Source organism: Streptomyces sp. NPDC088261 (genome assembly GCF_044740805.1).
Lineage (GTDB): Bacteria > Actinomycetota > Actinomycetes > Streptomycetales > Streptomycetaceae > Streptomyces.
This window is the reverse complement of record NZ_JBIURL010000019.1, coordinates 67265-85474: the sequence shown is the minus strand read 5'-3', so window position 1 is coordinate 85474 and position 18210 is coordinate 67265. Positions and strand designations below refer to the sequence as shown.

Genomic DNA, 18210 nt, shown 5'->3' with positions numbered 1-18210 from the left:
GCCCCCGCCGAAGAAGAAGTGAGGCCGGATGACGACCCAGCGGCAGCTCGTTCAAAGCCTGGTGGAAATGGGCGCGCTGGCGCCCGAGTGGCGGGACGCCGTGGGGTCGGTGGATCGGGCGCTGTTCATTCCCGAGGTGATCGTCGGCGGTGATTTCCGTCAAGACCCCGAGGAGTGGTTGCGGATCGTCTACGCGGACCGGCCCGTCGTGACCCAGGTCAACGACGGGAAGGCCACGGCCGACGATGCCTTCCGGTTGGCTACCTCGTCCTCGTCCATGCCGTCGATCATGCTCGAAATGCTCGACCTGCTGGACGTACGGGACGGGCATCGCGTTCTGGAGATCGGCACCGGTACCGGCTACAACGCCGCGTGGCTGTCGTATCGCTTGGGCGAAACCCGGGTGACCAGTGTGGAGCTGGACGAGAAGGTGCTGTCCGTCGCCGAGGAGAACCTGAAACGGGCCGGGTTCCGGCCGGCGACGGTTCTCGGCGACGGTCGCGACGGTCATCGCGAAGGAGCGCCGTACCACCGGATCATCTGTACCTGCACCATGCGTGACGTGCCGGCCGCGTGGCTGGAGCAGTGTCCGGACGGGCGGATCGTCACGCCCTGGGGCAGCAGCTTCTTCAGCGGCTCGTTCGCCACCCTGGACGTGGTGGACGGGAAGGCCCGGGGCACGTTCTCCGGGTCTCCGGCCTTCATGTGGGACCGCACCCACCGGGGCGGGGCCGGGCGTGTCGCGGATCTGTACCGCGAGGAGCAGCAAGGGGTGAAGGGGACGACCGACATCCCGCCGCAGCACGTCGTCCAGGACGATCCCGCGTTCTTCATCGGCCTGACCGTCACCGACACGTGGTTCCGGTGGTGCGACGCGGACGACGGCAGCGGGGAGGCCACCCTGTGGTTCTTCGCCGACGACGGCTCGTCATGGGCGACGGTGGAGTACGTCCCGGACGCGGAGACGTACGAGGTCGAGCAGTACGGACCCCGAATGCTGTGGGACGACGTACGTGAGGTCTTCCTTCGGTGGCACGACCTGGGGAAGCCGGAGCGCTCTCGCTTCGGGCTGTCGGTGGACGGGGACGGGGACGGGGTGAGTCAACGGGTGTGGCTGGACGACCCCCGTCAACCCGTCGGCCGGCCGTCGCGGCTGTAGTGGAGCGCAAGCGGGCGGCGGTACGCACACCGCCCGCTCGCCCAAGGCCGTAGTTACGGCAGGTTCCTCGCCATGACGATGCGCTGGATCTGGTTCGTGCCCTCGTAGATCTGCGTGATCTTCGCGTCGCGCATCATGCGTTCCACCGGGTAGTCGCGGGTGTAGCCGTAACCCCCGAGGAGCTGGACCGCGTCCGTGGTGATCTCCATCGCCGCGTCCGAGGCGAAGCACTTCGCCGCCGCGCCGAAGAAGGTCAGGTCCTCCTTCGTGGCGCCCGCCGTGACGCGTTCCGAGCGGGCCGCCGCCGCGTAGGTGAGCTGGCGGGCCGCCTCCAGTTTCATCGCCATGTCGGCGAGCATGAACTGCACGCCCTGGAAGTCCGCGACCGGCTTGCCGAACTGCTTGCGCTCCTGGACGTAGCCCTTCGCGTAGTCCAGGGCGCCCTGCGCGATGCCGAGGGCCTGGGCCGCGATCGTGATGCGGGTGTGGTCCAGGGTCTTCATCGCGGTGGCGAAGCCCGTACCCTCCGCGCCGATCAGGCGGTCCGCGGGGATGCGGACGTGGTCCAGGTAGACCTCGCGGGTCGGGGAGCCCTTGATGCCGAGCTTCTTCTCCGGGGCGCCGAAGGACACGCCCGGGTCGGACTTCTCGACCACGAACGCGCTGATGCCCTTGGTGCGCTTCTCGGGGTCGGTGACGGCCATCACCGTGTAGTAGTCGGACACGCCGGCGTTGGTGATCCAGCGCTTCACGCCGTCGAGGACGTAGTGGTCGCCGTCCCGTACCGCCTTCGTCCTCATGCCGCCCGCGTCCGAGCCCGCGTCCGGTTCGGAGAGGGCGTACGAGAACATCGCGTCGCCCTTCGCCAGCGGGCCGAGGTACTTCTTCTTCAGCTCCGGGGAGCCGGAGAGGATCACCGGCAGCGAGCCCAGCTTGTTCACGGCGGGGATCAGGGAGGACGAGGCGCACACGCGCGCGACCTCCTCGATGACGATCACGGTGGCGAGCGCGTCGGCGCCCGCGCCGCCGTACTCCTCGGGGACGTGGACGGCGTGCAGGTCGGAGGCGACCAGCGCGTCCAGCGCCTCCTGCGGGAAGCGGGCCTCCTCGTCGACGGCGGCGGCGAACGGGCCGATCTTCGCCTCGGCGAGCGCGCGGACGGTCTCGCGGAGCATGTCGTGCTCTTCGGACGGGCGGTACAGGTCGAAATCAGCCGATCCGGCCACGGTCATTCACTCCCCAGGGATGCTAACTACCGTTAAGTAACTCGATTTTAGGGGGCCGGTGCGGAAGGGGCCTACGTGAGTTTGGTGACAGCTGTCCCACGGCCGCCCCACACATCTGGAATGCCCCTGCGGAACGCCCGTGACACGCGGCTATGCTCAGGCACCGCACTCCGCCCGCACCCCCAGGAGCTCCGCATGGCCCTCAAGATCACCGTGATCGGCACCGGATACCTCGGCGCCACGCACGCCGCGGCCATGGCGGAACTGGGCTTCGAGGTGCTGGCGCTCGACGTGGTGCCCGAGAAGATCGAGATGCTCTCGGCGGGGCGTGTCCCGATGTACGAGCCCGGGCTCGAAGAGATGCTCGCCCAGCACGTCGCCGGCATCGAGGGATCGAGCGGACGGCTGCGCTTCACGATGGACTGGGCGGAGGTCGCCGAGTTCGGCGACGTGCACTTCGTCTGCGTCAACACCCCGCAGAAGCACGGCGACTACGCGTGCGACATGAGTTACGTCGACTCCGCGATGGAGAGCCTGGCCAAGCACCTGCACCGGCCCGCGCTGGTGGTCGGCAAGTCCACCGTGCCGGTCGGCAGCGCCGAGCGGATCGCGGCCCGTATCGCCGAGCTGGCACCCGCGGGCGGTGGGGTGGAGCTGGCCTGGAACCCCGAGTTCCTGCGCGAGGGCTTCGCCCTCCAGGACACCCTGCACCCGGACCGGTTGGTGGCCGGGGTGCGCAGCGAGCACGCGGAGCGGATCCTGCGCGAGGTGTACGCGACGCCGATCGCCGAGGGGTCGCCGTTCGTGGTGACGGACTTCCCGACCGCCGAACTGGTGAAGACCGCCGCGAACTCGTTCCTCGCCACGAAGATCTCCTTCATCAACGCGATGGCCGAGGTCTGCGAGGCGGCGGGCGGGGACGTACAGAAGCTGGCCGAGGCGCTCGGCTACGACGAGCGCATCGGCAAGAAGTTCCTGCGGGCCGGGATCGGCTTCGGCGGCGGGTGCCTCCCGAAGGACATCCGCGCGTTCATGGCGCGCGCCGGGGAGCTGGGCGCCGACCAGGCGCTGACGTTCCTGCGCGAGGTCGACTCGATCAACATGCGCCGCCGCCGCGACATGGTGGAGCTGGCGCGGGAGGCGGTCGGCGGTGACTCGTCGTTCCTCGGGAAGCGGGTCGCGGTGCTGGGCGCGACCTTCAAGCCGGACTCGGACGACGTACGGGACTCCCCCGCGCTCAACGTCGCCGGGCAGATCCACCTCCAGGGCGGCCAGGTGACGGTGTACGACCCCAAGGGCATGGAGAACGCCAAGCAGTTGTTCCCGACGCTCGGGTACGCGGACTCCGCGCTGGAGGCGGTACGGGGCGCCGACGTCGTCCTGCACCTCACGGAGTGGCGGGAGTTCCGCGAGCTGGACCCGGCGGTCCTGGGGGCGGCGGCGTCGCGCCGGCTGATCCTGGACGGGCGCAACGCCCTGGACCCCGAGGTGTGGCGCGCGGCGGGGTGGACGTACCGGGCGATGGGGCGGCCTCGCGCCTGAGGGCCGTGCCTGGGGGGCCCGCGCCAGACCGCCCGCCCGGCAAGGGGTGAGGTGTGCGTTACGGTTCGGCGGGCGCGCGCGGGCTCATCTGGTGTCCAGGTCCTCGATCGTCGCGGTCGACGGACCGCGGCGCTGTTGCGCCGCCCGGGCCGCGAACTCCGTGTCTCGTACCACCCGTGCCGCATTGCCCCAGGTCAGGGCCGCCAGATCGGTCTCGTCCCAGCCCCGGTCCAGGAGTTCCGCGATCAGCCGGGGGTAGCGGGAGGTGTCCTCCAGGCCGGTGGTACGGGGGCCTCCGGCCTCCAGGCCGTACGTCCCCGACAGGCCCACGGACTCCGGGCCCGCCACCTCCCGTACATGCTCGACATGGTCGGCGACGTCCCGGACGGACGGCCGGCCCGCGGGGCGGGTGACCTGTTCCGGGGCGAAACTCACCATGCAGACGCCGCGGTTGGCGGGGAGCAGTTCCAGGACGTCGTCGGCGGCGTTGGCCGGGTGGTCGGTCAGGGCGCGGGCCGCCGAGTGGGACAGCAGGACCGGCGCCTTCGCGACCGCGAGCGTGGCGCGCGCCGTGGCGGAGGTGGTGCCGGACAGGTCGATGAGCACGCCGAGGCGGTTCATCTCCCTGACCATCTCCTGGCCGAAGCGCGTCAGTCCGTCGGCCGCCCAGCCGGCCCCGGCGAGCGCGACACACCGTACGCCCAGCGTGTGATAGCCGCGCAGGGTGCCGATCGAGTCGCCCAGGGCGGCCCCCGCGACCGGGCCGAGCAGCGAGGCCACCCGGCCGCGGTTGCGGGCGTCGGCCAGGTCAGCGGTGTTCAGCGCGAGGCGCAGGCCTTCCGGGCAGTCCGAGATCAGGGACCGTACGCGATCGATCAGCTCCAGGGTGGAACTGATCGCGCGGTTCTGGTCGACGGCCTGTCCGGGCACGACCAGGGACCAGAACTGCCCCCCGATCCCTCCCGCGCGGATCCGCGGGAGATCGGTGTCGAGCGCCGCCTCGCCCAGCTCCAGGTCGTGCGGGCCGGTGTGCCGGAGCGTCCGGGCCAGGCTGTTGTGACCGTCGATGACGGGGTGGGCGGCGAGCAGCGCCCGGGCCCGCTCGTCCGAGCCGGGCTCGGTGGGGGCCGTGTCCGTCGTTGCGGACGGGGCGGCCGAGGGAGGGGCGGGGGAAGAGGACGTGCTCGTGCTCGTGGTCGGGGTGTACGGATCGTCCAGATCTGCCATTACGAGGCTCCGGGGTCGTCGGTGACGGCAGTTCTGCCACCGTGTCATGGGAGCGGACGGGGGTCGCGGCGGACGGGGCGTTCGGGCGTACGGCTTCCGGCGGGCGGAGCCCAGCATGTCCGTCCGGCCCGGCGGGAAATGTCAGAAACCTGTCAGGAACCCATGGTGCGTCGATGGTCCCGGCCCCCTCGGGCCCCTCCCGCCCCTCCTGACCCGCCGCCGTTCCTAGACTCGCACGCATGTGCGCGCACGTGGTGGTCGCCGAGGACGACACGAAGCAGGCCGAACTGGTCCGCCGCTACCTGGAGCGGGAGGGCCACGATGTCGTGGTCGTGCACGACGGCAGGGCCGCGCTGGAGCAGGTACGGCGCAGGCCGCCGGACCTCCTCGTACTGGACGTGATGATGCCGAAGGTCGACGGTCTCGACGTGTGCCGGATCCTGCGCGCCGAGTCCGACCTGCCGGTGCTGATGCTCACCGCGCGCTCCACCGAGGACGACCTGCTGCTCGGGCTGGACCTGGGGGCGGACGACTACATGACCAAGCCGTTCAGCCCGCGCGAGCTGATGGCGCGGATCCGTTCGCTGCTGCGCAGGAGCGCGCGTACGGCCGCCGCCGTACCGCCCTCCGACCCCGTCCTGACGGTCGGGGCGCTGCGGGTCGACCCCGGGCGGCACGAGGTGTGGGCGCACGGGCGGCGGATCGAGTGCACACCGGGCGAGTTCCGGCTGCTGGAGGTGCTGGCGGAGCGGCCGGGGCAGGTCTTCACGCGGGCCCAGATCCTGGAGCAGCTGCACGGCTTCGACCGGTACATCACCTCGCGGACGGTGGATGTGCACGTGATGAACCTCCGCAAGAAGATCGAGCCGCGACCGCGGGCGGCGCGGACGCTGGTGACGGTGTACGGGGTGGGGTACAAGCTCGCGGACGACAGGGGTACGGGGCCGGGTCCGGGGCTCGGTGAGGGCGACGGGTCCGGGGCGGGCGCCGGGCCGGGTGCGGGCGGCGGGCCCGCTGCGGTCGCCGGGCCCGGCGAGGGCGGCGGGCCCGGGCGTCCGGGGAGGGCCGCCCATGCGTCGTAGGGGCGGGGCGGCCGCCAGCAACGCCGGCGGGGACGTCCCTCTGCGCCGGAGCCTGCTGCTGCGGCTGCTGGCGGTGACCGTGCTGGTCTCCGTCTGCTCGGTCGCGGCGACCGCGTGGGTCGTCGTCAGGACGACGGCCGTCGCGATCCAGAAGGAGCAGGGCCAGGCCCTCGCCGACGACGCGAAGATCTACGACCGGCTGCTGGGGTACGCGGCGACGCATCCGAGCTGGGACGGGGTCGGCCCCACGGTCGCGTCCCTCGCCGAGGAGACGAAACACCGGATCGTGCTGCGGCAGGGCGAGGTGGCGGTCGCCGACTCCGTACCGGCGCCGGAGCATCCGTACCGGCCTCCGTCGAAGCCGACCGCCATCGTCAACCCGCTCGCGGTCACCCCCGACCTGTCGCGGACCGGCTCGGCCGACCGGATCGACCCGCGCGCGGTGGGCCCGTTCCTGCTGCCAGCGAAGGAACGCGAGACCTTGCGCCGGGCCGCGTCGCGGAGTGCGGCCTGTCTGAGCGACACCCTGGGCATCACGGCCCAGGTCACGGACGAGCCGAACGGCCGACCGCGCGTGGTCGTCCCGAACGGCGACCTCGCGGCGGGGCAGCGCTGCACGGAGACGGCCCTGGACGCGCCGACCCGTACGGAGAGCAGGGCGCTGGGGGCGCTGAGCACCCTGGTCGACAAGTGCCTGGACCGGGTCCACGCGCCGCCGGTGGTCCTGGCGAGGGACTTCACGTGGACGCCGCCGTACTCGGCGCCGGTTCCGGTGCCGATGCCGACCCAGGAGCCTCGCGAGGGGCGGGGCGTGGCGGTACCGCCGCTGACGGTGCTGCCGACGGGGGCCGTTCCCGACGGGGGCGCGACCTCCGCCCCGGGCGCGGTTCCTGGGTCGAGCCCGAGGGTGGGGGCGGGCAGCGCGGTGGGGGCGACCGCGTTGGGCGCCGGCGACCTGGGGGCGGGTCCCACGGTGATCCGCGGCGCCGGCTTGGGTTTCGGGGCCGTCGATCGGCGGACCGTGGGACAGGGGCCTCGTGCCACGCCGAGTGCGAGCGTTCCGGCCGCCGCGGGTGATGGTGGTCCCACCAAGGCGCCCTCCGAGGACAACACCTCGCTCGTCAACACCTGCATCAGCACCAGCCGCGCGGAGCAGCTCGCGCCGTACGTGGCGCCCGTCGCGCTGCTGTACGTCAGCAGTCCGGCTCGCGCGGCCACCACGTTCTTCGACCTGTCACGGGGCAACCGGGCCCGGATCGCCGGGGGTTCGGCGCTGGTCCTCCTGCTGACCGTCACGGTCACGACCCTCGCGGGCATCCGGCTCGTACGGCCCCTCCGGGCCCTGACCCACGCGGCCCGGCGCATGGAGGACGGCGACACCTCCGCGCGCGTGCGCGTGACCGGGGGTGACGAACTGGGGCGTCTCGCGGTGGCGTTCAACTCCATGTCGGAGCGGCGCGAGCAGTTGGAGTCCGTACGGAAGGCGATGGTCAGCGATGTCGCGCACGAGCTGCGGACGCCGCTGAGCAACATCCGGGGGTGGCTGGAGGCGGCGGAGGACGGGGTCGTCGCGCACGACCAGATCCTCCTGACGTCCCTCCTGGAGGAGGCGCTGCTGCTCCAGCACGTCATCGACGACCTGCGGGACCTGTCGGCGGCGGACGCGGGGGAGTTGCGGCTGCGGAAGGAGTGGGTCGACGTGGGGGAACTGCTGGCGCAGACGGCGGTCGCGCATCGCGTGAACGCGGAGGGGGCGGGGGTGGGGCTCTCCGTTTCCGGGTCCTTCCCTTCCCCCTTGCCGGGGCTGCTTCTGGAGGCGGATCCCGTACGGCTGCGGCAGGCGGTGGGCAACCTGGTCTCGAACGCGATCCGGCATACCCCGCGCGGGGGCGTGGTCACGCTACGGGCCCGTGCGGAGGGTGCCCACGTCCTGATCGAGGTCGCGGACACGGGGGGTGGGATCGCTGCGGACGAGCTTCCTCGCGTGTTCGACCGTTTCTGGCGGGCGGAGAAGTCACGGAGTCGTCAGACGGGTGGGAGTGGGTTGGGGCTGTCGATCGTGCGGAAGTTGGTGGAGGCGCATGGGGGTGGGGTGGGGGTGAGTAGTGAGGTGGGGGTGGGAAGCGTTTTCACGTTGACGCTGCCGGTGGAAAGGGCGTAGCGGTTGGGCCTGGCGGCCAGGCTTTTGTCCTCAATCGCCGGACGGGCTTCTGCGGCGCGGTGGTGGGCGCGGCCCACTGCTTGTCCTCAAGCGCCGGACGGGCTGGTTTGTGCGTCTGCCCGGGGCCGGGTGCGCGTTACTGATGTCCTCAAACGCCGGACGGGCTTGGTTTTGGCCTCTGCCCAGGGCGCGGGCGCGGCTCACTGATGTCCTCAAGCGCCGGACGGGCTTGGTGGTGCCCGCGCGCCCGGTGCCGGGTGCGGGCTACTGATGTCCTCAATCGCCGGACGGGCTTGATTGTGCCCGCTGCGGGCCGGTGGGCGGGGTGCGGGTTGTCGCCGGGGGCCGGTCAGGGGTCGTGTCCTGCACTGCATGTTTTACGTCGCGTGCGGGCTCTTGTTTTGCGTAACGGTAGCCATGCGACACAAAACACGCTTTACGTTCCGGACACGACCCCTGCCCGTCCCCCTTCCAGGCCCGCGTCACTACCCGGCCCACCCCGGCGCGGGGCGGCAGGCAGCCCGGACCCGCACCGGGGCATTTCAAGCCCGTCCGGCGCTTGAGGACGTCGGTGACCCGCGCTGTCGGCAACCCAGGCCCGCCCGGACGCCCCCCAAGCCCGTCCCACGCTTGAGGACGACCCTGACCCGCACCGGCGCTCGGCGCGCGGGGGCACCCTCCAGCCCGTCCGGCGCTTGAGGACATCCCTAAGCCGCACCCGCGCACCGGGCGGCAGGGACCCCGGGGCGGGCGGGGTCGTTCAGTTCACCCCCGGCGTGAGGGGGGTGGGGTCGGAGGAGGTGCGTGTGGCCGGACGTAAAGCGTGTTTTGTGGCGCATGGCTACCGTTACGCAAAACAAGGGCTCGCACGCGCCGTAAAACATGCAGTCCGGACATACGTGCCTCCGGAGGCCCCGGCCCCCGGCACCACGGCACACCCAAGCCCGTCCGGCGTTTGAGGACAGGCAGGTAGTCGCACCCACCACCGGGGCGCAGACGCCCGTCCGGCGCGAGGACACGCAAGGCCCCGCGCAGACGCGCAGACGCGCAGACGCGCAGACGCTAGCCGTCCAGCGACGCCCTCGTCGCCCGCGACGGCGGGCGTTCCGCGGACAACGTGCGAGCCACGTCCTCCGCCCCCCGAAGCACCCGCACCGCGTTGAGCCACGTCAGCTTCGACAGGTCCGACCGCGACCACCCCCGCGACAGCAGCTCCGCGATCAGGTTCGGGTAGCCCGACACGTCGTCCAGGCCCACCGGGGTGAACGGCGTGCCGTCGAAGTCGCCGCCGATGCCGACGTGGTCGACGCCCGCGACCTCCCGCATGTGGTCCAGATGGTCCGCCACCGTCGAGACCAGCGCCCGCGGCCGCGGATTCGCCGCCTCGAACGCCTCGTGGACCTTCATCGCCTCCGGCGTCCTGTCCAGCGCGTGCAGCCCGTGCGCGGTCATGTTCTCCGCGGCCGCCGCCGCCCACGCCACCGCCTCCGGCAGGACGAACTGCGGGACGAAGGTGACCATCGCGACGCCCCCGTTCGCGGGGAGGAGGGAGAGGACGTCGTCGGGGATGTTGCGCGGATGGTCGCAGACCGCCCGGGACGACGAGTGCGAGAAGATGACCGGCGCCTCGGTCACCGCGAGCGCGTCCCGCATCGTCGTCGCCGCGACGTGCGAGAGGTCGACCAGCATGCCGACGCGGTTCATCTCGCGGACGACCTCGCGGCCGAAGGCGGAGAGGCCGCCCACCGACGGCGTGTCCGTAGCAGAGTCGGCCCATCCGAGGTTGTCGTTGTGGGTCAGCGTCATGTAGCGCACGCCCAGCGTGTACAGCGCCCGCAGCGTGGCCAGCGAGTCGTTGATCGAGTGCCCGCCCTCCGCGCCCATCAGGGAGGCGATACGGCCCTGCCGGCGGGCCGTCTCCATGTCGTCGGCGGTCAGCGCGCGGACCAGGTCCTGCGGATAGCACGCGAGGAGCCGGCCGACGGCGTCGATCTGTTCCAGCGTCGCGCTGACCGCGTCGTCCCCGGCCATGTCGGACCTGACGTACACGGACCAGAACTGCGCGCCGACCCCGCCCTTCCTGAGCCGGGGGATGTCGGTGTGCAGATGGGCCGACTGGTCGTCGGCGATGTCCAGGCGGTCCAGGTCGTAGCGGACCTGTTCACGCAGCGCCCACGGCAGGTCGTTGTGGCCGTCGACCACGGGGAACTCGGCCAGCAGGTCGTGCGCCTCTTCGAGGAAGTGCGTGGAGTCCATGGCGGTTATTTCCCGAAACCGAAGCTGTCCACACCCTGCACCTTGGCGCGCAGCCGCTTGCCCTTGTCCGTCGCCTGCTCGTTGAGGTCCTGGAGGAAGTCCCGCATCCGGGCCTGGAGCTCCGGGTCGTGCGCCGCGAGGATCCGTACCGCCAGCAGCCCCGCGTTGCGCGCCCCGCCGACCGACACCGTCGCCACCGGGATGCCCGCGGGCATCTGGACGATGGACAGCAGCGAGTCCATGCCGTCCAGGTACTTGAGCGGTACGGGGACGCCGATCACCGGCAGCGGGGTCACCGAGGCGAGCATGCCCGGCAGGTGGGCCGCGCCCCCCGCGCCCGCGATGATCACGCGCAGGCCCCGGCCGGCCGCCCGCTCGCCGTACGCGATCATCTCGCGCGGCATCCGGTGCGCCGAGACGACGTCGGCCTCGTACGGGATCTCGAACTCGTCGAGGGCCTTCGCCGCGGCCTCCATGACGGGCCAGTCGGAGTCCGAGCCCATGACCACGCCGACGAGAGGGGTGCTCATTCTGTGATCGTTCCTCGCAGGTAGCCGGCGGCATGGCGGGCGCGCTCCAGCACGTCCTCCAGGTCCTCGCCGTAGGTGTTGACATGCCCGACCTTGCGGCCCGGCTTCACGTCCTTGCCGTACATGTGGATCTTGAGCTGCGGGTCCCTGGCCATGCAGTGCAGGTACGCCTGGTACATGTCGGGGTAGTCGCCGCCGAGGACATTGCACATGACGGTCCAGGGCGCGCGCGGCCGGGGGTCGCCCAGCGGCAGGTCGAGCACCGCCCGGACGTGGTTGGCGAACTGCGAGGTGATCGCGCCGTCCTGCGTCCAGTGCCCGGAGTTGTGCGGGCGCATGGCCAGCTCGTTGACGAGAATCCGGCCGTCGGGCGTCTCGAACAGCTCGACCGCGAGGTGGCCGACGACGCCCAGTTCCTTGGCGAGGCGCAGGGCGAGCTGCTGGGCCTCGCCCGCCAGCTCGTCGGAGAGGCCGGGCGCGGGCGCGATGACGGTGTCGCAGACCCCGTCGACCTGCTGCGACTCGACGACGGGGTAGGCGACGGCCTGGCCGTGCGGGGAGCGGACGATGTTCGCCGCCAGTTCCCGTACGAAGTCGACCTTCTCCTCGGCGAGGACGGGGACGCCGGCCCGGAAGGGCTGCTCGGCGTCGCGCTCGGACCGTACGACCCACACGCCCTTGCCGTCGTAGCCGCCGCGCACGGTCTTGAGGACGACCGGGAAGCCGCCCACCTCGGCCGCGAAGGCCGCCGCGTCGGCGGGGTCGGTCACGACGCGGTGGCGCGGGCAGGGCGCGCCCAGCTCGGTCAGCCTGGCGCGCATCACGCCCTTGTCCTGGGCGTGGACGAGCGCGTCGGGACCGGGGCGTACCGGGATGCCGTCCGCCTCCAGCGCGCGCAGGTGCTCGATCGGCACGTGCTCGTGGTCGAACGTGATCACGTCACATCCGCGCGCGAAGTCACGCAGCGTGTCCAGGTCGTGGTAGTCGCCGATGACCACCTCGCCGACCACCTGGGCCGCGGAGTCCTGGGGGGTGTCACTGAGGAGCTTGAACCTGAGGCCGAGGGGGATGCCCGCCTCGTGGGTCATACGGGCGAGCTGACCGCCGCCGACCATGCCGACTACCGGGAACGTCACGCCCCCAGGGTATCCGGCGCGCGAAGGGACGGAGTCCGCGAGCCGTCCCGGAGGAGTCGGAGGGCGTCGGGACGGGCCCCGGCGGGGCCTACAGCGCGTCACAACCGCCCCAGGTGTGTCCTGGGCCACGGACCCGGCCCCGGGTCGGCCGCCGGGGTCGCTGGTTAGCATGGCCGCACAGGACATCGACCGGACGGGGCTGAGCGGGCACATGGGCGAACGGGGCGCACTCCGCGCGCGACTGGACCGGCTCGTGCGCGAGGCGGCCAAGTTCGGTGCGGTGGGCGCCGTGGGGCTGCTGGTGAACCTGGTGGTCTTCAACCTCGTACGGCACGCTACGGACCTACCGGTGGTACGGGCCGGCATCCTGGCCACGGTCGTGGCGATCGTCTTCAACTACGTCGGCTTCCGGTACTTCACGTACCGGGAGCGCGACAAGACCCGCCGTACGAAGGAACTGTCGCTGTTCCTGCTGTTCAGCGTGGTCGGCCTGGTGATCGAGAACGGGGTTCTCTACGCCGCGACGTACGGGTTCGGCTGGGACACCCCGCTCCAGAGCAACGTGTTCAAGTTCCTGGGCATCGGGGTCGCGACGCTGTTCCGCTTCTGGTCGTACCGCAGCTGGGTGTTCCGGGCCGTGCCGCTCCCGGCGGAGGCGGGCGAATCGTTCCTGGAGCGCGGTCGGGACCGGGACCGGATACAGAGCTGACCGGTGAGCTGATCCGTACCAGCTGATCAGCGGACGAGCCGGTCAGCGGACCGGCCGGTCGCCGCCCTCCTCGCCCCGCGGGGCGTGCGGCGCCTTGCGGGTACGGGCCTCCCGGCTGAGGAAGAGCGCGAAGACCGGCGGGTGCTGCTGGAGCAGTTCGAGCCGGCCGCCGTCCGCCTCCGCCAGGTCGCGCGCGACGGCCAGGCCGATGCCGGTGGAGTTGCGGCCGCTGATGGACCGCTCGAAGATCCGCGCCCCGAGGTCGGCGGGCACGCCGGGGCCCTCGTCGGTCACCTCGATGACCGACTGGTTGCCCGTGACGCGCGTGCGCAGCGCGACCGTACCGCCGCCGTGCATCAGTGAGTTCTCGATCAGGGCGGCGAGGACCTGCGCGACCGCGCCGGGGGTGCCGACGGCCCGCATGCCGTTGCGGCCCGAGCAGACGATGGCCCGTCCCGCGCTGCGGTAGGCCGAGCGCCACTCCTCCAGCTGCTGCTTGACGACCTCGTCGATGTCGAAGGCGACGGCGGAGCCGGTACGGGGGTCGCGCGCGTTCGTCAGCAGCCGCTCCACCACGTCCGTCAGCCGCTCGACCTGCGTGAGCGCGATCGTGGCCTCTTCCTTGACGGTGTCCAGGTCGTCGGTGGCGGAGATCTCCTCCAGCCGCATGGACAGGGCGGTGAGGGGGGTGCGGAGCTGGTGCGACGCGTCCGCGGCGAGGCGCCGCTCGGCGGTGAGCATGCGGGCGATCCGCTCGGCGCTGGAGTCGAGGACGTCGGCCACCCGGTCCAGCTCGGGCACCGCGTACCGCTTGTGGCGGGGGCGCGGGTCGCCGGAGCCGAGGCGTTCCGCGGTCTCGGCGAGGTCGGTGAGCGGCGAGGCGAGCTTGTTGGCCTGCCGTACGGCGAGCAGGACGGCGGCGACGACGGCGAGGAGCGCCACCCCGCCGATGATCAGGAGGGTGCGGCCGACCTCACGGTTGACGGAGGAGCGGCGCTCCTCGACCACGACCTTCTCGCCCTGCTCGCCGGTGGCGTTGCCCCGGATGACGCTGCCGGTGGGGTGCTCGCCGAACTGGACGGGCGGGTGGCCGGGGAGGTCGACGCGGGCGTAGCGGTCCTTGCTGATCTGGTCGGCCAGCATGCCGGGGGTGATGTTCTCGCCGCCGAGCAGGCGGCTGTCCACGATGCTGCCGATCCGGACGGCCTCGTTGTCCACGCTCTCCTGGGCGCTGCTGGTGATGGTGCGGGTCTCGACGATGACGAGGGACACGCCGAACACCGCGATGACGACCAGCACCACCGCGAGCGTGGAATTGATGAGACGACGGCGCAAGGTGCCCTTCCGGCTAGCTCTTCTCGAAGCGGAAGCCGACGCCCCGTACCGTCGCGATGTAGCGGGGGTTCGCCGCGTCGTCGCCGAGCTTCTTGCGGAGCCAGGAGATGTGCATGTCGAGGGTCTTGGTGGACGACCACCACGTCGTGTCCCAGACCTCGCGCATCAGCTGGTCGCGGGTGACGACCCGGCCGGCGTCGCGGACCAGGACCCGCAGCAGGTCGAACTCCTTCGCCGTGAGCTGGAGCTCCTCCTCGCCCATCCAGGCGCGGTGCGACTCGACGTCGATCCGCACGCCGTGGGTGGCGGGCGCCGGGGCGGGGTCGCTGGCGCCGCGCCGGAGCAGGGCACGCACCCGGGCGAGCAGTTCGGCCAGGCGGAAGGGCTTGGTCACGTAGTCGTCGGCGCCGGCGTCCAGCCCGACCACGGTGTCCACCTCGTCGGCGCGGGCGGTGAGCACCAGGATCGGCACGGTGTGGCCCTCGGCGCGGAGCCGGCGGGCGACTTCCAGGCCGTCCATTCCGGGCAGGCCGAGGTCGAGGACGACCAGGTCGACCCCACCCTGGAGGCCGGCGTCCAGGGCGGTCGGACCGTCTTCGCGGACCTCGACCTCGTAACCCTCCCGACGCAGGGCGCGGGCCAGCGGCTCCGAGATGGATGCGTCGTCCTCGGCGAGCAGTACACGGGTCATGGGGTGATGGTAGTCCGCGCCGGGCGGGCCTTGGGTAGCGATCGGCGGCGCCTGCGGGTCAGGGAGCCGATCCTGTGAAGCGCCTTGGAATGCGAAGGGATGGTTCCGCTCCCGCCTGTGGTCCATCTCTCAGCCGGCGGCTCCGGAGAGAGGGGGGCGGGCGGACCACCGACGACGGCGGTGCGGCCCCTCACGACGGCGGTGCCGCCAGCTCCGCCCAGACCGTCTTCCCGGTCTCGCCGGGGTTCCGTACGACACCCCAGTCGAGGCTGAGCCGCTGGACGATGAACATGCCGTGGCCGCCGGGACGGCCCGCGCGGTGCGGGGTACGGGGTTCGGGCTGGCCTTCGCCGTGGTCCATGACCTCCAGGCGCAGGACCTTCGCGTGGGTCGAGACGCGCAGTTCCTCCGGCCCGTCGGCGTGCAGGCACGCGTTGGTGACCAGCTCGGAGACCACGAGCAGGACGTCTTCCGCGGCCGCCCGCCGGTCGGGGGTCGCCGCGGGGAGCCAGCCCCAGTCGTACAGCGCCTGGCGGGTGAAGTCGCGCGCGAGCGGGACGACCCCGCTCGCGTCGGACAGCGCGAGCGCGCGTACCCGCCGGTCGGACGGGGCGGGGGTGGTTCCCGCGTCGTCCGGCTCGGGGCCGAGGTCGCCCGGCGGAGGCTGCCGGGTGGTGCTCATCAGCGCTTCACCTCACCGATTCACCGAATTCCAGTTCGTCACGAAAGATCACTGCACATCACTACACATCACAGACCGGTTAGGGGAGAGCGGGGTCGGTGGGCCTGCGGGGAGACTCCTGCCCCTGCGTATCGTGACAACACCCACATCACGGGTGCGAAAGTCAGCAGGACCCGTCCGGCGGACGGCACGCCCGGCGCGGACGGTGGCGGGGCGGGGAGAGTGAGGGGCCACGTACCCGCGTCCGCCTCAGTCCGCCAGGGCGTCTTCGACGGAATCATGAAGGGTGAAGACCGCGTCCGCCCCCGTGATCTCGAAGACCCTGGCCACGACGGGCAGCATGCCCGCCAGATGAACCCCGCCGCCGGCGGCGTCCGCCGTCAGACGGGCACCGAGCAGGACGTTGAGCCCGGTGGAATCGCAGAATTCGAGCTGTGAGCAGTCGATGACCAGGCGTACCCGGCCCTGCTCCAGCGCTGCCTCCAGCGGCACGCGAAGGACGTCCGCCGTGTGGTGGTCCAACTCGCCGGCCGCTGTGACGACCTCGCTCCGACCCTCGGTCCGAACCTCGACCCGAAGCCGGCCCCGGTTCGCGCTGCCGACCGTCTGCCGGTCCATTCCCGTCCCTCTTCGTGTCTGGTAGCCATCGTCGGAAGTTCGCGCGCGTCGCATGCCTATGACTGCCGTTGACGCCGGTCGAACATTACGCCTTTCACCGGCCGACCGGTAGCCGAAGTCCCCCACAATAAGGGCAAACAGAACAATTAACACTTGCAACTGCCCGTACCGACCGGGTAGGGCTAGGAGGAACACATTCCACACGACCGGCTTCGGAGGCGCCGCAAACCGCAGCAACGTGTAGGGGCATCGGCGGCCACATGCCGAGAATGATGGAGGAGACCATGGCACCCCGGCTCGACGAACCGCTTTCCGAACCGCGTACCAAGGGTGAACCCCGCACCGGGGATCCGGAGCACCTGCCCACCGGGGATCCGGGAAACCTACCCGACGAGGCGTGGGGAAACCCACCCGCCGAGGGTCTGGAGAACCTGCCCGAGATCCCGCCCTTCGACGAGGTGGGGGCGGTCGACGCCCGGGCCCTGTCCAAGACGCTCTTCGCCCGTCTCGAGTCGCTCGAGGAGGGCACGTACGAACACGCGTACGTCCGCAACACCCTGGTCGAGCTGAATCTCGCCCTGGTGAAGTTCGCGGCCTCCCGCTTCCGCTCCCGCAGCGAGCCGATGGAGGACATCGTCCAGGTCGGCACGATCGGCCTGATCAAGTCCATCGACCGCTTCGAGTTGAGCCGGGGCGTGGAGTTCCCCACGTTCGCGATGCCGACGATCGTCGGCGAGATCAAGCGTTTCTTCCGCGACACGTCGTGGTCGGTACGGGTGCCGCGCAGGCTCCAGGAACTGCGCCTCGACCTCGCCAAGGCGAGTGACGAACTGGCGCAGCGCCTCGACCGGGCCCCGACCGTCGGCGAGCTGGCCGAACGGCTCGGCCTCACCCACGACGAGGTGGTGGAGGGAATGACGGCGAGCAACGCGTACACCGCGAGCTCGCTGGACGCCCAGCCGACGGAGGACGACTCCGAGGCCGCGCTGTCGGACCGGATCGGATACGACGACCACGGCCTGGAGGGCATCGAGTACGTCGAGTCCCTCAAGCCGATGATCGCGGAACTCCCCCAGCGGGACCGCCACATCCTCTCCCTGCGGTTCGTGGCCAACATGACGCAGTCGGAGATCGGCGAGGAACTGGGCATCTCGCAGATGCACGTGTCGCGCCTGCTCACCCGGACGCTGGAGAAGCTGCGGAAGGGCCTGATGGTGGAGGAGTGACCTGACGGCGGAGGAGTGAGGGGCACCGGCCCAGCCGGCCGGGGGTGCGGGGTGGGGCCGCTTCTCACTCCTCGCCCCGGCCCGGCGCCTTCAGCCACCTGGCCGCCTCGCCCGGCGTGCCGAACCGCACCACCCGCAGCGGGGTGAATCGGGGATCAGTCGTCCGCCCGCCTATGTCCTCGCGCCGGGCGCCGTGCTGGGACCATGCCCACCACGCCGGGTGGTCCCGGCGGAACCACCCCGCCAGCGTCTCCCTGTTGCCGCCGAAGATGCGTTCCCGGCGTACGGTCCGGCTCAGCGATCTCCGCAGCACCCTGGGCATCACCACCCGCCTCGGGTAGTCCAGCCAGATCACCGTGTCGGCGTGTTCCCACAGCAGGTCGCGGACCTCGGGGTAGCCGAACGAGTCGAAGATCCAGGCCGGGGAGGCCGCGATACCGGCGACCCTCGACGCGAAGTCCTCGTCCACCGCCCAGCCGGGGCCGGTGAAGTGCAGGGCGTCCATCTCGTAGTAGGGCAGGTCGAGTTCGCCGGCCAGGGTCCGCGCGAGCGTGGACTTGCCCGCCCCGCTGATACCCACCACCAGAACGCGCCGCATCCGTGGATCGTACCGACAGCGGTCCGGGGGCC

Annotated in this window: 16 protein-coding genes; 6 read left to right on the top strand and 10 right to left on the bottom strand. The window is 71.5% G+C overall.

Going from position 1 to position 18210, the window contains the following annotated elements:
- Positions 1–28 precede the first annotated feature (28 nt).
- Positions 29–1159: a methyltransferase domain-containing protein gene (locus ACIODU_RS28955; protein WP_401771219.1), complete on the top strand. Its 1131-nt coding sequence runs from the start codon at positions 29–31 to the stop codon at positions 1157–1159.
- 53 nt (positions 1160–1212) lie between these two features.
- Here ACIODU_RS28955 and ACIODU_RS28950 read toward each other — a convergent pair whose 3' ends face one another.
- Entirely contained in the window at positions 1213–2391 is a 1179-nt protein-coding gene (locus ACIODU_RS28950; protein WP_356430610.1) for an acyl-CoA dehydrogenase family protein, read from the bottom strand.
- A 189-nt stretch (positions 2392–2580) separates the two neighbouring features.
- On the opposite strand from ACIODU_RS28950, the gene ACIODU_RS28945 reads away from it, so the two are divergent.
- Positions 2581–3927: a UDP-glucose dehydrogenase family protein gene (locus tag ACIODU_RS28945; RefSeq protein ID WP_401771216.1), complete on the top strand. Its 1347-nt coding sequence runs from the start codon at positions 2581–2583 to the stop codon at positions 3925–3927.
- 84 nt (positions 3928–4011) lie between these two features.
- On the opposite strand, the gene ACIODU_RS28940 is transcribed toward ACIODU_RS28945, so the two are convergent.
- Positions 4012–5154, bottom strand: coding sequence for a dipeptidase (locus ACIODU_RS28940; RefSeq protein ID WP_401771214.1), 1143 nt, complete (start codon positions 5152–5154; stop codon positions 4012–4014).
- 239 nt (positions 5155–5393) lie between these two features.
- Here ACIODU_RS28940 and ACIODU_RS28935 point away from each other — a divergent pair, with 239 nt between their 5' ends.
- Together ACIODU_RS28935 and ACIODU_RS28930 are read left to right on the top strand one after the other, a co-directional pair.
- Positions 5394–6236 (top strand): response regulator transcription factor, encoded by an 843-nt coding sequence (locus ACIODU_RS28935; RefSeq protein ID WP_401771211.1) that lies wholly within the window; start codon positions 5394–5396, stop codon positions 6234–6236.
- Complete coding sequence (locus tag ACIODU_RS28930) at positions 6226–8397, top strand: sensor histidine kinase (protein ID WP_401771209.1); 2172 nt, start codon at positions 6226–6228, stop codon at positions 8395–8397. The genes ACIODU_RS28935 and ACIODU_RS28930 overlap by 11 nt, the downstream gene beginning before the upstream one ends.
- Before the next feature lie 1062 nt (positions 8398–9459).
- Here ACIODU_RS28930 and ACIODU_RS28925 read toward each other — a convergent pair.
- From ACIODU_RS28925 to ACIODU_RS28915, 3 genes are read right to left on the bottom strand one after another with little or no spacing between them, the layout of a single operon-like run.
- The gene (locus tag ACIODU_RS28925; RefSeq protein ID WP_401771206.1) at positions 9460–10653 is read right to left on the bottom strand and encodes a dipeptidase; all 1194 of its coding nucleotides are present in this window, start codon (positions 10651–10653) and stop codon (positions 9460–9462) included.
- A 5-nt stretch (positions 10654–10658) separates the two neighbouring features.
- Positions 10659–11183: a 5-(carboxyamino)imidazole ribonucleotide mutase gene (gene purE, locus ACIODU_RS28920; protein WP_356429428.1), complete on the bottom strand. Its 525-nt coding sequence runs from the start codon at positions 11181–11183 to the stop codon at positions 10659–10661.
- Positions 11180–12319: a 5-(carboxyamino)imidazole ribonucleotide synthase gene (locus ACIODU_RS28915; RefSeq protein WP_401771203.1), complete on the bottom strand. Its 1140-nt coding sequence runs from the start codon at positions 12317–12319 to the stop codon at positions 11180–11182. The genes purE and ACIODU_RS28915 overlap by 4 nt, the downstream gene beginning before the upstream one ends.
- Before the next feature lie 211 nt (positions 12320–12530).
- On the opposite strand from ACIODU_RS28915, the gene ACIODU_RS28910 reads away from it, so the two are divergent.
- Complete coding sequence (locus ACIODU_RS28910; RefSeq protein WP_356429570.1) at positions 12531–13028, top strand: GtrA family protein; 498 nt, start codon at positions 12531–12533, stop codon at positions 13026–13028.
- 42 nt (positions 13029–13070) lie between these two features.
- Here ACIODU_RS28910 and ACIODU_RS28905 read toward each other — a convergent pair whose 3' ends face one another.
- The 4 genes from ACIODU_RS28905 to ACIODU_RS28890 all read right to left on the bottom strand — a co-directional run bounded on the left by ACIODU_RS28905 (position 13071) and on the right by ACIODU_RS28890 (position 16354).
- Positions 13071–14363 (bottom strand): ATP-binding protein, encoded by a 1293-nt coding sequence (locus ACIODU_RS28905; protein ID WP_356429434.1) that lies wholly within the window; start codon positions 14361–14363, stop codon positions 13071–13073.
- A 13-nt stretch (positions 14364–14376) separates the two neighbouring features.
- Positions 14377–15054 (bottom strand): response regulator transcription factor, encoded by a 678-nt coding sequence (locus ACIODU_RS28900; protein WP_356429437.1) that lies wholly within the window; start codon positions 15052–15054, stop codon positions 14377–14379.
- A 190-nt stretch (positions 15055–15244) separates the two neighbouring features.
- Entirely contained in the window at positions 15245–15736 is a 492-nt protein-coding gene (locus ACIODU_RS28895) for an ATP-binding protein (protein WP_356429440.1), read from the bottom strand.
- A 249-nt stretch (positions 15737–15985) separates the two neighbouring features.
- Entirely contained in the window at positions 15986–16354 is a 369-nt protein-coding gene (locus ACIODU_RS28890; protein WP_161312594.1) for an STAS domain-containing protein, read from the bottom strand.
- Between the two features lie 284 nt (positions 16355–16638).
- Between ACIODU_RS28890 and ACIODU_RS28885 the strand changes: the two genes are divergently transcribed.
- The gene (locus ACIODU_RS28885; protein ID WP_401771198.1) at positions 16639–17580 is read left to right on the top strand and encodes an RNA polymerase sigma factor SigF; all 942 of its coding nucleotides are present in this window, start codon (positions 16639–16641) and stop codon (positions 17578–17580) included.
- 64 nt (positions 17581–17644) lie between these two features.
- Here the strand turns inward: ACIODU_RS28885 and ACIODU_RS28880 are convergent, their stop codons facing one another.
- Positions 17645–18178: an AAA family ATPase gene (locus ACIODU_RS28880; protein ID WP_401771195.1), complete on the bottom strand. Its 534-nt coding sequence runs from the start codon at positions 18176–18178 to the stop codon at positions 17645–17647.
- Positions 18179–18210: the final 32 nt, after the last annotated feature.

Bases quoted from the DNA above. Each gene is read 5' to 3' on its own strand.
- ACIODU_RS28895 (WP_356429440.1), bottom strand. From the start codon at position 15,736: ATGAGCACCACCCGGCAGCCTCCGCCGGGCGACCTCGGCCCCGAGCCG.
- ACIODU_RS28935 (WP_401771211.1), top strand. From the start codon at position 5,394: ATGTGCGCGCACGTGGTGGTCGCCGAGGACGACACGAAGCAGGCCGAA.
- ACIODU_RS28945 (WP_401771216.1), top strand. From the start codon at position 2,581: ATGGCCCTCAAGATCACCGTGATCGGCACCGGATACCTCGGCGCCACG.
- ACIODU_RS28930 (WP_401771209.1), top strand. From the start codon at position 6,226: ATGCGTCGTAGGGGCGGGGCGGCCGCCAGCAACGCCGGCGGGGACGTC.
- ACIODU_RS28950 (WP_356430610.1), bottom strand. From the start codon at position 2,391: ATGACCGTGGCCGGATCGGCTGATTTCGACCTGTACCGCCCGTCCGAA.
- ACIODU_RS28925 (WP_401771206.1), bottom strand. From the start codon at position 10,653: ATGGACTCCACGCACTTCCTCGAAGAGGCGCACGACCTGCTGGCCGAG.
- ACIODU_RS28900 (WP_356429437.1), bottom strand. From the start codon at position 15,054: ATGACCCGTGTACTGCTCGCCGAGGACGACGCATCCATCTCGGAGCCG.
- ACIODU_RS28940 (WP_401771214.1), bottom strand. From the start codon at position 5,154: ATGGCAGATCTGGACGATCCGTACACCCCGACCACGAGCACGAGCACG.
- ACIODU_RS28910 (WP_356429570.1), top strand. From the start codon at position 12,531: ATGGGCGAACGGGGCGCACTCCGCGCGCGACTGGACCGGCTCGTGCGC.
- purE (WP_356429428.1), bottom strand. From the start codon at position 11,183: ATGAGCACCCCTCTCGTCGGCGTGGTCATGGGCTCGGACTCCGACTGG.
- ACIODU_RS28880 (WP_401771195.1), bottom strand. From the start codon at position 18,178: ATGCGGCGCGTTCTGGTGGTGGGTATCAGCGGGGCGGGCAAGTCCACG.
- ACIODU_RS28885 (WP_401771198.1), top strand. From the start codon at position 16,639: ATGGCACCCCGGCTCGACGAACCGCTTTCCGAACCGCGTACCAAGGGT.
- ACIODU_RS28890 (WP_161312594.1), bottom strand. From the start codon at position 16,354: ATGGACCGGCAGACGGTCGGCAGCGCGAACCGGGGCCGGCTTCGGGTC.
- ACIODU_RS28955 (WP_401771219.1), top strand. From the start codon at position 29: ATGACGACCCAGCGGCAGCTCGTTCAAAGCCTGGTGGAAATGGGCGCG.